Source organism: Occultella gossypii (assembly GCF_019947135.1).
GTDB classification, from domain to species: Bacteria; Actinomycetota; Actinomycetes; order Actinomycetales; family Beutenbergiaceae; genus Occultella; species Occultella gossypii.
This window is the reverse complement of sequence record NZ_JAGSHT010000020.1, coordinates 155,373-168,163: the sequence shown is the minus strand read 5'-3', so window position 1 is coordinate 168,163 and position 12,791 is coordinate 155,373. Positions and strand designations below refer to the sequence as shown.

The window sequence follows — 12,791 nt, the reverse complement described above, 5'->3', positions numbered from 1 at the left end:
ACCATCGGGGGATGCTACGAGAGGAGCGGACCGCGGATGGCAGAACTCGAAGACGTTCGCCCGCTGGGCGCCGAGTTGGAGCGCTCGTACGAGGTGTACGTGCACGGCCGGCTGAAGTTCCGGGTCAAGCAGATCGTCTACGTGGCGTTCTCCCTCGACGAGGCGGTGATGGGCTTCGCCTTCCCCAGGGAGGAGCGGGCGGCACTCGTCGGGGGCGAGCCACACAAGTTCCAGCTGCCGTCGGAGTCGGACCTGCGCTTCAACTGGGTCCACGCCAGCCTCGCGGCACTGGACCCGACCGAGGCCCGTGAGTTCGTCGTCGAAGCCTGGCGCATGGTGGTACCGGCGAAGGTCTCGCGCGCCTACGACCTGACCCATCCCGACGGCCCGGGCTGAACCGGGGAGGGCCACGCCGTCAGCCGGTCACCGAACGGTGAAGTCGCGGTGGCCGGCTGGTGCCACCTCGTCGACCTCGACCGAGTCCACGTGCGCCTGCTCCGGACCGACGCGGGCCCAGGCGAGGACCTGCTCGACGGCGTCGGCCGGGCCTTCCACGTGCGCCTCGACCGACCCGTCGGGGCGGTTGCGGACCCAACCGGTCACGCCCGCGGCCGTGGCAGCGCGCACGCACCGGTACCGGAACCCGACACCCTGGACCCGGCCGTGGACCACGAACTGTCGCGCGATGGTGGAGTCCATGCGCCCATTCTCGCCCCGGCGCCGGACCACGTGCTCGCGGGCGCGCGCCCGTCAGCCCCGGGCCGTGACCGCTTCCCGACGGGCCGCGATCAGTGCGGCCGCCCCGAGCACCACGGCGCTGCCGAGCACCCAGATCAGGTGAACCCACGCCGGGCTGGTCCCAGCACCGGTCCAGTACACGACGTCCTCGGCGGGCATCACCACCGCGTAGGCGAGCTGGCCGTAATGGAACGTGGGCAGGAACCGGGCGATGTCACCGAGGATCGCAGGCAGCTCGCCGAGCGGCATGAAGAACCCGGACGCGAACGCGAGTGGCAGGAAGATCAGGTTCGCGATCACGGCCGCGGCCCGCGGGCGCACCAGGAACGCGATCGCGAACCCGAGCGGGGCGAACAGCAGCACACCGGCGATCATCAGGGCGCCGAGGGCAAGCCAGGTGCTGGGATCGAGTCGCACTCCGCCCGCCGTCGCGGCGAGCACGCCGATGGCGACCACGATCAGCGCGGCCAGGACGACCGCGCTGGCCACCTTGCCCGCCAGGTAGGTCCAGACCGGCACCGGCGTGGCCCGGAGCGTGCGCAGCCATCCCTGCCCACGGTCCTTGGCGACGTCCTCGCCGAACGTGAAGATCGCGAGCGAGACCACCCCGTACGCCATCATCGACACCACGAACGCGGTCGTCACCGGGGTGCCACCGGGCAGGACGGACGCGTTGGGCAGCCCGAACATGGCGTACAGCAGCACCGGGATCGCGACCGCCCCGATGGCGAACTCGGGCGTGCGCAGCTTCGATCTCACCTCGGTGATCGCGCTCAGGGTGACCAGTCCGAGGGGGCCGCCGTTGCGGACCTGCCCGACGGCGGAGCCCGGCTTGGTCGGTCGGGTGGTGGTCATCGGTCGTCTCCTTCGTCGGCGGCGGTGGAACTCTCGTTGGTGAGGGCGAGGAAGACCTCTTCGAGGTCGTCGTCGCCGTGGTGGGTGAGCGCGTCCGGCGTGGTGTCGGCGACCACGCGGCCGCCGGCGACCACCACGACCCGGTCGGCGACGGCGGCCGCCTCGGTCAGGTCATGCGTCGCGAACAGGATCGTGGCACCGTCGGCCACGCTGGCCCGGGCCTGCTCCCAGAAGGTGCGGCGGGAGGCCACGTCCATGGCCGCCGTCGGCTCGTCGAGCAGCAGTAGCTCGGGCGTGCCGACCAGTGCGAGCGCGAGGAGCAGGCGCTGCCGCTCGCCGCCGGAGAGCGACTTCACGGTCCGGGTGGCCCGCTTCGTCAGGGAGGTCCGGGCGAGCACCTCGTCCACCCGCACCGCGGTCGGGTACCCCCGCCCGATCAGCCGCACGAGCTCGCGGACCTGCAGCTGGTCCGGCAGGCCCGCGGCCTGCAGCATGGCGCCGATCCGGGTCCGTACCCGCCCACCCGGCTCCTGACCGAACACCCGCACGTCTCCGGACGTCGGCCGGATCAGCCCGAGCAGGAGTTCGAACGTTGTGGTCTTGCCGGCCCCGTTCGGTCCCAGGAGGGCGACGATCTCGCCTCGGGCGACGCTCACGTCGAGCCCGGCCAGGGCGTCCACCCCGGGGTAGGTCTTGCGCACGTCGCGCAGTTCCAGCACGGTCATTTCAGTCTCCTTCCGACTGATGAACCACGCTAGGAAGGCGGCGCGCGTGGCGGATGTGCCGGACGGCACCGATGCGACCCATGACCAATGGCACATCGCGCGCGGATGCCGCCTGGCTAGAGTTCGGAGCATGGCCCCTGGCACGTCGGAACGGATGAGCGCCGGCGCGGGGCTGCTCGCGACGCTCGCGGTCGGAGTCACGACGTTCGCGGCCGGTGCACTCGATGGCCCGTCGGCCGTCGTCTGGTGGGTCGCGTACGCCGTGTTCGCGCTCACGTTCGTCCTGGACACCGAGCTGTTCATCCGCGCCCTGCTGCCCGAGTCACTGGTGGTCGCGATCCTGGTGGTCAGCGGGATGACGGTCTGGCTCGCCGAACCACAGCTCGGCTGGAGTTCGGTCCTGCTCGTGGTGACGGCCGCCACCGCCGCCTACGTGCTCGAGCCGCGGTGGGTCGCGGCGGTGGTGGTGACGCAGACCATCGCCGTGTCCATCGGCAGCGCCCTGAGCGGAGCGACCGTTGCGAACGTCGTCCTCACCACGGTCACCTATTTCGCGTTCCAGGCGTTCGCGTCGCTGGTCATCGGGTCGGCGCGCAAGGAGGCGCGGGCCCGGGAGGAGCTCGCCGTCGCCCACGCCGAGCTGCGCGCCTCGGCCGCGGTGCTGGAGACGACCAGCCGGTCCGCCGAGCGGCTCCGGATCGCCCGGGAACTGCACGACGTGCTCGGCCACCAGTTGACCGCGCTGGCCCTCGAGCTCGAGGTGGCCGCCCACCGGACCACCGGCGACGGGCTCGAACACGTCACCCGGGCCCGTGGCATCGCCAAGGGGCTGCTCACCGATGTGCGTGCGACCGTCGGCGAGATGCGGGACGCGCCGGTCGGACTCGAGCCGACCCTGCGGGCGATCGTCTCCGACGTGCCGGGGCTCGCCGTCAGCCTGTCCGTCGCGGAGGTGCGCCCGCTCGACGAGGAGCGCACGCTGGTCGTGGTGCGCTGCGTCCAGGAGGCCCTCACGAACACCCTGCGGCATGCGCGGGCCACCCGGCTGCGGATCGACGTCCGCTCCGACGCCGACGGGCTGACCGTGCGGGCCGAGGACGACGGCCGGGGCACCGCCGCGATCGAACGGGGCAACGGGCTGCGCGGGATGGCCGAACGGGTGGAGGCGATCGGGGGCACCCTCACGCTGGCGTCCGAGCCCGGCCGCGGGTTCCGGTTGCTGCTCACGGTGGGACCGTCGTGACGGGCCGGCCCGACGGCGGCGGCTCCGACGGTGCGGCACCGGCCGGTGGGGCGCCGATCCGGGTGGCCGTGGTCGACGACCAGACCTTGGTCCGCCAGGGCATCCTCAGCCTGCTCTCGCTCAGCGACGAGGTCGCCGTGGTCGGCGAGGCGGCCGACGGCGACGAGGCGCTGGACCTGCTCGACGCCACCGGTGTGGACGTGCTGCTGCTCGACCTGCGGATGCCCCGCCGGGACGGCATCGCCACCCTGGAGGCGCTCGCCGAACGCGGCTCGGCCGTCCCGGTGCTCGTCCTGACCACGTTCGACGACGACGAACTCGTGCTGCGCGCTCTGCGCGCGGGCGCGAAGGGCTACCTCCTCAAGGACGTCACGCTGGCCCAGCTCGTCGGGGCCATCGGCACCCTCGCCGCCGGCGGCACCCTGCTCCAACCGGGCCTGACCGACCGGCTGTTCCGCGCCGTCGCCGGGCGCGAGGAGCAAGTGCGGGGCATCGAACGGCCGGAGTCGCTGACCGCCCGGGAGCTGGACGTGCTGCGGCTGGCCGCGGCCGGCTACTCCAACGCCGAGATCGGCACCGCCCTGCACCTGGCCGCCGGCACCGTGAAGAACCATCTGTCCAGCGTGTTCGCGAAGCTCGGCGTCCGGGACCGGACCCGCGCCGTCCTGCGCGCGCTCGACCTGGGTCTGCTCGAGGGCGACCGGTGAGCGGCCCGCCTGGCATCGGCGAACTGATGCTGAGCCAGGCCGACGCGGCGGCGATCGCGCGGCGCTACCGCCTCGGTCCGGTGGCAGCGCTGACCGGCCCCACCGCAACCGGGATGCAGGGTGCCGTCTGGCGCCTGAGCACCACCAAGGGCGAGTACGCGGTCAAGGTGCCGCTGCGCCGTCAGGATGAGCACGAGATGCGCGCCAACGCCGCGTTCGCCGACGCCTCGATCGACGCGGGCGTGTTCGCACCCGCCACCGTCCGCACCACCGAGGGTGATCTGCTCGCCGACCTGGCCGAGGGCCGCCCTGAGGGCGCGCCGACCCAGGTCCGGGTCTACGACTGGGTGGACCTGGACGATGCCGACCTCGGCATCGATCCGGGCGCCGTCGGGCACCTCCTCGGGGTGTTGCACCGGATCGGCGAACCGACCACGGCTCCCGTGGACCCCTGGTACACCGAGATCGTGGGGGAGCGGGCCTGGGCCGAGCTCGCCCGGGCGGCGGCCGACGGCGCGGCGCCGTTCGCCGTGGACCTCGCCGCCGTGACGGCATCGGTGAGCGACCTCGAGAAGGTGGTGCGGCCGCCGTCGGGCCTGCGGATCTGCCACCGGGACCTGTGGGCGGACAACGTGCGGACCACCCCGGGCGGGCGCGTCTGCGTGATCGACTGGGACAACGCGGGCCCGGCCGACCCGGCCGGAGAACTCGCGATGGTGCTGACCGAGTTCGCGACCGACGGCGTCGGGCGCGTCGATGCGGGCCGGGCCCGGCGGTTCCTCGACGGCTACCTGGCCGCGGGTGGACCCGCCCGGCTGCGCGCACCGGGGGACTTCTCGATGGTGCTCTGTGTGCTTGGCCACATCCTTGAACTGCACGTGCGGGCCTGGCTCGCCGGGGAGCACCTGGCCCGCAGCGAGGCCGGGGTGGCGGAGTTCCTGGACCGGCGTGTGACGGCGCGCACCATCGACGAGTTCCTCGCCGTCGCCGCGGCCGCGTCCTGAAGGGGCCGGATCGGCGTCGCTCGGCACGCCGGCGCCGGGATGTGACTTCGCCCACGGCCTCGGGTTTTGGTCAACGGGCCCGGCTCGGGTAGAGTTCCTCGCCGGTACGACGTTCACGTTTCGGGTGCGATTCGCCTGCATCCGGGCCGGACGTTATACCCCCATGGGGTATGGTGTAATTGGCAGCACGACTGGTTCTGGTCCAGTTAGTCTAGGTTCGAGTCCTGGTACCCCAGCGGTAGGCATGGCAGGCGCTCCTCGGAGCTTCCGCTATGATCTTCCAGTGCACGGCCCCGTCGTCTAGTGGCCTAGGACGCCGCCCTCTCACGGCGGTAGCGCCGGTTCGAATCCGGTCGGGGCTACAAACCGAAGGCCCCCGCTCACCGAGCGGGGGCCTTCGTCGTGTCTCCGCCGTCCGGTCCTGCGACCCAGGTTAGGCTCGTGCCGGCCCACGACGAGGAGTGCGACATGGCGGCAGGTTCGGTGCGGTTCGACCGGAAGATCGGGATCGGGCTGACCCTCGCCCTACTCGCCGGCGGACTCGCCGCCTGTACCGACACCGACCCGGACGGTGGGGACGACTCGCTCCCGCCGCAGGAGGCCGCCGCACTGGCCATCGCGCAGGCGCTGACCGCCGGAACCTTCGACGACGCGCCGCTGAGTGACGAGGACCGCGCGCTGGCGGTCGCTGACACCGAGGCCGTACTCGGCGCGCTCGCACCGGTTCCACGCGCCGTCGAGGTCTCCTGGGTGAGCAGCGTCTACGACGAGGGCGAGGGCCGTGCGGCCGACGCTGCGCTCGGTTGGACGTGGGACGTCGAGGGGACCGACGAGGACTGGTCGTACCCGGTCTCGGTGCACCTGGTCGAGTCCGACGACACCTGGACGGCCACCTGGCAACGCGACCTCCTCGGGGCCGACCTCGGCGAGACGGGCGTCTACGACCTCACCCGTACCCAGCCGGCCCGAGGTGAGGTGCTCGGCAGCGGCGGCGAGGTGATCGTGACCAACCGGAACGTCTTCCGGATCGGGATCGACAAGACGTTCATCGGTGCCGAGGAGTGGGAGCCCGCTGCGCTCGCCCTCGCCGAGGCGGTCGGACTGTCCGACCCGCAGGCCTATGCGGACCGGGTCCTCGGGGCCGGGCCGCGGGCCTATCTGGAGGCCGCAGTCGTGGCCCAGGAGGACCCGGGCAGCATCGACCTGGACGCGGTGCGCGCGCTGCCCGGGGTGAACATGCTCTCCGATGAGCGTCAGCTCGGGCCGACGGAGGGCTTCGCCGGGCCGATCCTGGGCCGGGTGGGGGAGGCCACCGCTGAGATCATCGCGGAGTCCGACGGCGTGATCGTCGAGGGCGACATGGTCGGGCGGTCCGGGCTGCAGCGCCTCTACGACGAGCAGTTGCGCGGTATCCGAGGCACCGTCATCTCGATCGTCGACGGCGAGAGCGTCACCGAGGTCTATGCCTCCGACGCCGTCCAGGGCACCGCCCTGTCCACCACCCTCGATGCAGGCCTGCAGATCCTCGCCGAGTCGCTCCTCGCCCCGATCGAGCCGGCCAGCGCGATCGTGGCGATCCGGCCATCGACCGGCGAGATCCTCGCGGCCGCCAGCGGTCCGGGCGGGGATGGGCTCTCGACGGCGACGGTCGGCCAGTACGCCCCGGGCTCGACCTTCAAGATCGTCACCCTGCTCGCCCTGCTGCGCTCCGGGATGGGCCTCGACGACACCGTGTCCTGCACCGAGACCGTCACCGTGGACGGACGTGAGTTCTCCAACTACCCCGGGTACCCGGCCGCCGCGCTCGGCGACATCACGCTGGAGACGGCGATCGCGCACTCGTGCAACACCGCGCTGATCGCCGAGTACCAGCGCGTCGGTGCCGCCGACATCGCCTCGGCGGCCGCCTCCCTCGGGCTCGCCGCGACCCCCGAGCTCGGCTTCCCGTACTACCTCGGGTCGGTGCCCAGCGAGGCTGCCGGCACGCTGCACGCCGCCGACCTGATCGGCCAGGGCCAGGTGCTCGCCTCGCCCCTGGCCATGGCCACGGTCGCGGCGTCCGTGGCCGCCGGGGCGCGCGTGGAGCCGTACCTGCTGTCCCTGCCCGAGGGGGAGCCGACCGACGCCGGGGCGACCGACGGCGCCACCGATGGGGCCACGGCGACCGCGGAGGCCACCGGTGACGCCGACGACACGGCGACCGACGACAGCACGGGCGACGCCGACGACACGGCGACCGACGCCACGGACACCGACGTCGTTGCGCTCACGAACGAGGAGGCGGCCCAGCTCCGGGCGGCGATGCGCGCCGTCGTCTCCTACGGCACGGCGTCGGCCCAGCTGACCGGCCTGGACGGGGACGACGTCGGGGCCAAGAGCGGCACCGCGGAGTTCGGCGACGCCGATCAGACCCACGCCTGGATGATCGCCTACGACGGCGACCTCGCCGTCGCCGCGTTCGTGGAGGTCGGGGACTACGGCTCGGCGACCTCGGGGCCGCTGATCCGCTCGTTCCTGGAGGTCGCTCGGCAGGGCTGAGCGGCCTCGTGCCAAGGGGGTTCGGCCCGCGGCCCGGCCCCCGACGGGCGCAAGCGACCCGCAGACGGCGAGGTGCGCCGTCGGGCGGTCAGCTCTCCTCGGTGGCGCGCAGCACGTCGGTGAGCCGGTTCGCGGCTGCCATCACGGCGTTCGCGTGCACGCGGCCGGGCTGACGGGTCATCCGCTCGATCGGTCCGGAGACGGAGACGGCGGCGATCACCCGGCCGGAGGGGCCACGCACCGGCGCGGACACCGAAGCGACACCGACCTCGCGCTCGCTGACGCTCTGCGCCCAGCCGCGCCGGCGTACACCGGACAGGATCGTGGCGGTGAACTTCGCGCCGTGCAGGCCGCGGTGCAGGCGGTCCGGCTCCTCCCAGGCGAGCAGGATCTGCGCGGCCGAACCGGCCATCATCGACAGGGTCGCGCCGACCGGGATCGAGTCGCGCAGGCCCATCTGCTTCTCGGCGGCGGCGACGCAGATGCGCTGGTCGCCCTGGCGGCGGAACAACTGGGCGCTCTCGCCGGTGTGGTCACGCAGGGCGAGCAGCACGGAGCCCGCGGCGGCGAGCAGCCGGTCCTCACCGGCGGCCGAGGCGAGCTCGGCCAGGCGCGGGCCGAGCACGAAGCGGCCCTGCATGTCACGGGAGACGAGGCGGTGGTGTTCGAGCGCCACCGCGAGGCGGTGCGCCGTGGGGCGGGCGAGATGGGTCGCCGCCACCAACTGGGCCAAGGTCGCGGGGCCCGCCTCGAGAGCACCCAGGACGATGGCCGCCTTGTCAAGAACGCCGACTCCGCTAGAGTTGTCCATAGGTCGATATTGCCGTCTCGCACCGTGAGACGCAAGTCCGGATGGCAACACAGCCCCAAACCCACGGGGTTGCAGAACGAAGAAGGTGACGTGACATGGCCGGAACTCTGGCTGAAAAGGTGTGGCAGGACCACGTGGTCCGCAAGGGCGCGGACGGCGTTCCGGACCTGCTGTACATCGATCTGCACCTGGTCCACGAGGTGACCAGTCCGCAGGCGTTCGAAGGACTGCGCCTCACCGGCCGGACGGTCCGACGCCCGGATCTGACGCTGGCGACCGAGGACCACAACACCCCCACGCTCGACATCGACCTGCCGATCGCGGACCTGACCAGCCGCACCCAGATCGACACCCTGCGCAACAACGCCAAGGAGTTCGGCGTGCGGCTGCACTCGCTCGGCGACGCGGACCAGGGCATCGTGCACCAGGTCGGCCCGCAGCTCGGCCTGACCATGCCCGGTCTGACGGTCGTCTGTGGGGACTCCCACACCTCCACGCACGGGGCCTTCGGCGCGCTCGCGTTCGGGATCGGCACCAGCGAGGTCGAGCACGTGCTGGCCACCCAGACGCTGCCGCTGGCGCCCTTCAAGACGATGGCGATCACGGTCGACGGCGACCTGCCGCCCGGCGCGACGTCGAAGGACATCATCCTGGCGATCATCGCCAAGATCGGCACCGGCGGCGGCCAGGGCTACGTGCTCGAGTACCGCGGCGAGGCGATCCGCAGGCTCTCCATGGAGGCGCGGATGACCATCTGCAACATGTCGATCGAGGCGGGTGCACGGGCCGGCATGATCGCGCCGGACCAGACCACCTTCGACTACCTCGAGGGTCGCCCGCACGCGCCGGAGGGCGCGGACTGGGACACCGCCGTCGAGTACTGGAAGACGCTGCGCTCCGACGACGACGCGACGTTCGACGCCGAGGTGGTGCTCCAGGCGTCCGACCTCGAGCCGTTCATCACCTGGGGCACGAACCCGGGCCAGGGCCTGCCGCTGTCCGCGAACGTGCCGGTTCCCGAGGAGATCGGCGACGACAACGAGCGCACCACCGCCGAGCGGGCCATCGAGTACATGGGCCTGGTGCCGGGTACGCCGCTGCGCGACATCCACGTGGACACCGTGTTCATCGGCTCCTGCACGAACGGGCGGATCGAGGACCTGCGTTCGGTGGCGAAGGTCGTCAAGGGCCGCAAGAAGGCCGACGACGTGCGCGTGCTGGTGGTGCCCGCCTCCGCACGGGTGCGCCTGCAGGCCGAGGCCGAGGGCCTGGACCGGATCTTCCTCGACTTCGGCGCCGAGTGGCGCAACGCCGGATGCTCGATGTGCCTGGGCATGAACCCGGACCAGCTGAAGCCGGGGGAGCGGGCCGCGTCCACCTCGAACCGGAACTTCGAGGGTCGCCAGGGCAAGGGCGGGCGGACCCACCTGGTGTCTCCGCTGGTGGCCGCGGCGACCGCGATCCGTGGCACCCTGTCCTCGCTCGCGGACCTCGATCTGGGTGAGGAGACCGACCTGACGTCCTTCGACGGCACGCCGCTCGCCCCGCTCGACCCGCGCCTGCAGGTCCAGGTCTGAGCCACCCCGACGAAACGAAGGAACCAGTCATGGAGAAGTTCACCACTCACACCGGCGTCGGGGTGCCGCTGCGCCGCAACAACGTCGACACCGACCAGATCATCCCGGCCGTCTACCTGAAGCGGGTCACCCGCACCGGGTTCGAGGATGCGCTGTTCGCCGCCTGGCGGGGCGACCCGTCGTTCGTACTGAACCAGGAGGCCTACTCCTCCGGTTCCGTGCTCGTCGCCGGCGCGGACTTCGGCACCGGGTCCTCACGGGAGCACGCCGTCTGGGCGCTCAAGGACTACGGCTTCAAGGCCGTGCTCGCACCCCGGTTCGCGGACATCTTCCGGGGGAACTCCGGCAAGCAGGGCCTGCTCGCGGCCCAGGTCGCCCAGGAGGACATCGAGCTCATCTGGAAGATCCTGGAGTCCGAGCCGGGCACCGAGGTGACTGTCGACCTCGAGGCACGCACCGTGATCTGCGGTGACGTCGTCGCCCAGTTCCAGATCGACGACTACACCCGCTGGCGCCTGATGGAGGGCCTGGACGACATCGGGCTCACCCTCGAGCACGAGTCCGAGATCTCCGACTTCGAGGCGCAGCGCCAGCCGTGGCGGCCGAAGACGCTCCCGGCCAAGCACCTGCCGGCCGTCGAGATCGAGGCCGCTCGGCCCGTCGGCTGACTCGCCGAAACGCGGAAGATCCCGCTCATGTCACTGGATATGAGCGGGATCTTCGGCATTGGCGTGCCCGAGCGCGCTCAGACGTCGCGGTAACGCAGGGCCAGGTATCCGACGCCGAGACCCGCGCCGGCCCACCCGGCCAGCACCGCCAGGGCGGTCGCCGAGCCATACGGATCGGCGGCGTCGGTCACCAGGACCCCGGCCGCCGTGCCGGGCAGGTAGGCCCCCAGGTCGGTGAGCCATCCCTGGCCGAAGATCGGCAGCACGCTGCTGAGGGCGTACAGGACCACGAACATGGTCAGGATGGTGCCGGCCGTGCTCCGCAGCGCTGCGGCGACACCGAGGACGAACACACTCGTCAGCGCCAGCGAGACCGCGGTGCCGAGCACAGCGTGCCCGAGCTGCGCGCCCGTGAAGGTGCCGTACTCCGCCGCGGCCGCCGAGGCCGCGAGCGTGCCGAGGAGGACCAGCGCGGAGCCGATGACGACCGACATCGCCGCGAGCACGACGGATTTCGCGATCAGCACGCGGCCGCGGCCCGGGACGCTCAGCAGCGTGGTCCGGATCGAACCGTTCGAGTACTCGGCGGTGAAGGCGAACACGGCCACGAGCAGCACCGCCACCTGGGTGAACGAGATCGTCTGGACCGCGAACAACGGAGCCGGCGCCGCCGTCGCGAATCCGTTCTCGCCGCTCGCCCGTGCGGACGCGCCGATCAGGAGCGTGCCGCCCAGGGTCAGCAGGGTGCCGGCCAGGACCAACCACAGGGTCGAGCGGACCCCGGTCAGCTTGGTCCACTCGAACGCGATCGCCGACCCCCAGCGGTGCGCCCGCCCTCGTTCGGAGGTCATCGCGGGCAGCCGGCCCGGGGCCGGCGCGGTGCGCGTGCTGCTCATGTGGGCTCCTCCGGCGACCCGACGGGTCTGCTCGTGTATTCAAGGTCCCCGCCGGTCAGGTCGAGATAGGCCTCCTCGAGGGACGGACGGCGGAACGAGAGCTCGTCCAAACGGTGACCGTGCTCGAAGGCAAGGGCGCCGATCTCCTCGAGGCCCTCGCCCGTCACGTGCAAGGCAGGCTCGGCGCCGGTCGTGACCGACATCCCGGCTCGCTCCAGCACTGCCGCGAAGGCCGGTCCCTGCGGTGTGCGGACGGTGGCCGCGCGGGCGCTTCGCTTCGCGAGCAGGGTGGCCATCGACTCGTCCGCCACCAACCGGCCCCGGCTGATGAGCACGAGGTGATCGGCGGTGTCCTGCATCTCCGAGAGCAGGTGGCTGGACACGAGCACGGTACGACCCTGCGCCGCGAGCGAACGCATGAGGCCACGGATCCAGAGCACCCCGTCCGGGTCGAGGCCGTTCACCGGCTCGTCCAGGAGCAGCACCGCGGGATCGCCCAGGAGCGCGCCGGCGATGCCGAGACGTTGGGTCATACCGAGCGAGAACGTGCCCAGCCGCTTGTTCGCGACCGCGCCGAGGCCGACGGTCTCGAGGACGGCGGGCACCCGGCCAGGGGCCAGCCCGTTGCTCCTGGCGATGCCGAGGAGGTGGCTCCGGGCGGACTGTCCGGGATGGCCGGCCCGGCCGTCGAGAACGGCTCCGACGGTTCGCAACGGGTCGACGAGGTCCACATAGCGTCGACCCGTGATCCGCGCGCGGCCGGCGGTCGGCCGGTCGAGGCCGAGGACCATGCGCATCGTCGTCGACTTCCCTGCGCCGTTCGGTCCCAGGAATCCCGTGACCATTCCGGGTCGGATATTCACGGTCAGATTGTCGACCGCCTTCTTCGAGCCATAGGCCTTGGTGAGGCCATCCAATTCGATCATATGATTGCTCCGGGCGTCATGGATCGACCTTATGGAACATGCGACAGGTATCGCCACGGCCGAAGGTCAGGAACCCCACCTGACGAAGGTCAGGGGTGGCGGG

Annotated in this window: 13 protein-coding genes and 2 tRNA genes; 9 read left to right on the top strand and 6 right to left on the bottom strand. The window is 71.8% G+C overall.

Features of this window, described 5'->3' with window-relative positions; genetic code table 11:
- The first annotated feature begins 36 nt into the window (after positions 1 to 36).
- Positions 37 to 396, top strand: coding sequence for an MmcQ/YjbR family DNA-binding protein (locus KCQ71_RS20870; RefSeq protein WP_223409648.1), 360 nt, complete (start codon positions 37 to 39; stop codon positions 394 to 396).
- Between the two features lie 27 nt (positions 397 to 423).
- On the opposite strand, the gene KCQ71_RS20865 is transcribed toward KCQ71_RS20870, so the two are convergent.
- The 3 genes from KCQ71_RS20865 to KCQ71_RS20855 are packed head-to-tail and all read right to left on the bottom strand — an operon-like array spanning position 424 to position 2,318.
- Positions 424 to 699 (bottom strand): acylphosphatase, encoded by a 276-nt coding sequence (locus KCQ71_RS20865; protein ID WP_223409644.1) that lies wholly within the window; start codon positions 697 to 699, stop codon positions 424 to 426.
- Between the two features lie 51 nt (positions 700 to 750).
- A complete protein-coding gene (locus tag KCQ71_RS20860) occupies positions 751 to 1,593 on the bottom strand; it encodes an ABC transporter permease (protein WP_223409640.1) in 843 nt (280 codons plus the stop codon).
- Positions 1,590 to 2,318, bottom strand: a complete 729-nt coding sequence (locus KCQ71_RS20855) for an ABC transporter ATP-binding protein (protein ID WP_223409637.1) — start codon at positions 2,316 to 2,318, stop codon at positions 1,590 to 1,592. Before KCQ71_RS20855 ends, KCQ71_RS20860 begins: the two co-directional genes overlap by 4 nt.
- A 130-nt stretch (positions 2,319 to 2,448) precedes the next feature.
- Between KCQ71_RS20855 and KCQ71_RS20850 the strand changes: the two genes are divergently transcribed.
- From KCQ71_RS20850 to KCQ71_RS20825, 6 genes are all read left to right on the top strand, one after another.
- Complete coding sequence (locus KCQ71_RS20850; protein WP_223409634.1) at positions 2,449 to 3,561, top strand: sensor histidine kinase; 1,113 nt, start codon at positions 2,449 to 2,451, stop codon at positions 3,559 to 3,561.
- Positions 3,558 to 4,268, top strand: coding sequence for a response regulator (locus tag KCQ71_RS27765; RefSeq protein ID WP_223409631.1), 711 nt, complete (start codon positions 3,558 to 3,560; stop codon positions 4,266 to 4,268). The genes KCQ71_RS20850 and KCQ71_RS27765 overlap by 4 nt, the downstream gene beginning before the upstream one ends.
- The gene (locus KCQ71_RS20840) at positions 4,265 to 5,272 is read left to right on the top strand and encodes a phosphotransferase (RefSeq protein WP_223409628.1); all 1,008 of its coding nucleotides are present in this window, start codon (positions 4,265 to 4,267) and stop codon (positions 5,270 to 5,272) included. Before KCQ71_RS27765 ends, KCQ71_RS20840 begins: the two co-directional genes overlap by 4 nt.
- Before the next feature lie 164 nt (positions 5,273 to 5,436).
- Positions 5,437 to 5,508, top strand: a tRNA-Gln gene (locus tag KCQ71_RS20835).
- A 53-nt stretch (positions 5,509 to 5,561) separates the two neighbouring features.
- A tRNA-Glu gene (locus KCQ71_RS20830) sits at positions 5,562 to 5,634 on the top strand.
- 106 nt (positions 5,635 to 5,740) lie between these two features.
- The gene (locus tag KCQ71_RS20825; protein ID WP_223409625.1) at positions 5,741 to 7,810 is read left to right on the top strand and encodes a penicillin-binding transpeptidase domain-containing protein; all 2,070 of its coding nucleotides are present in this window, start codon (positions 5,741 to 5,743) and stop codon (positions 7,808 to 7,810) included.
- Positions 7,811 to 7,898: 88 nt separating this feature from the next.
- Here KCQ71_RS20825 and KCQ71_RS20820 read toward each other — a convergent pair whose 3' ends face one another.
- Positions 7,899 to 8,621 (bottom strand): IclR family transcriptional regulator, encoded by a 723-nt coding sequence (locus KCQ71_RS20820; protein ID WP_154794867.1) that lies wholly within the window; start codon positions 8,619 to 8,621, stop codon positions 7,899 to 7,901.
- 95 nt (positions 8,622 to 8,716) lie between these two features.
- On the opposite strand from KCQ71_RS20820, the gene leuC reads away from it, so the two are divergent.
- Complete coding sequence (gene leuC, locus KCQ71_RS20815; protein ID WP_223409622.1) at positions 8,717 to 10,198, top strand: 3-isopropylmalate dehydratase large subunit; 1,482 nt, start codon at positions 8,717 to 8,719, stop codon at positions 10,196 to 10,198.
- Between the two features lie 29 nt (positions 10,199 to 10,227).
- Positions 10,228 to 10,866 (top strand): 3-isopropylmalate dehydratase small subunit, encoded by a 639-nt coding sequence (gene leuD / locus KCQ71_RS20810; RefSeq protein ID WP_223409620.1) that lies wholly within the window; start codon positions 10,228 to 10,230, stop codon positions 10,864 to 10,866.
- Positions 10,867 to 10,943: 77 nt separating this feature from the next.
- Here leuD and KCQ71_RS20805 read toward each other — a convergent pair whose 3' ends face one another.
- Together KCQ71_RS20805 and KCQ71_RS20800 are read right to left on the bottom strand one after the other, a co-directional pair.
- Complete coding sequence (locus tag KCQ71_RS20805) at positions 10,944 to 11,762, bottom strand: hypothetical protein (RefSeq protein WP_223409617.1); 819 nt, start codon at positions 11,760 to 11,762, stop codon at positions 10,944 to 10,946.
- Positions 11,759 to 12,688 (bottom strand): ABC transporter ATP-binding protein, encoded by a 930-nt coding sequence (locus KCQ71_RS20800; RefSeq protein ID WP_223409613.1) that lies wholly within the window; start codon positions 12,686 to 12,688, stop codon positions 11,759 to 11,761. The genes KCQ71_RS20805 and KCQ71_RS20800 overlap by 4 nt, the downstream gene beginning before the upstream one ends.
- Positions 12,689 to 12,791 lie beyond the last annotated feature (103 nt).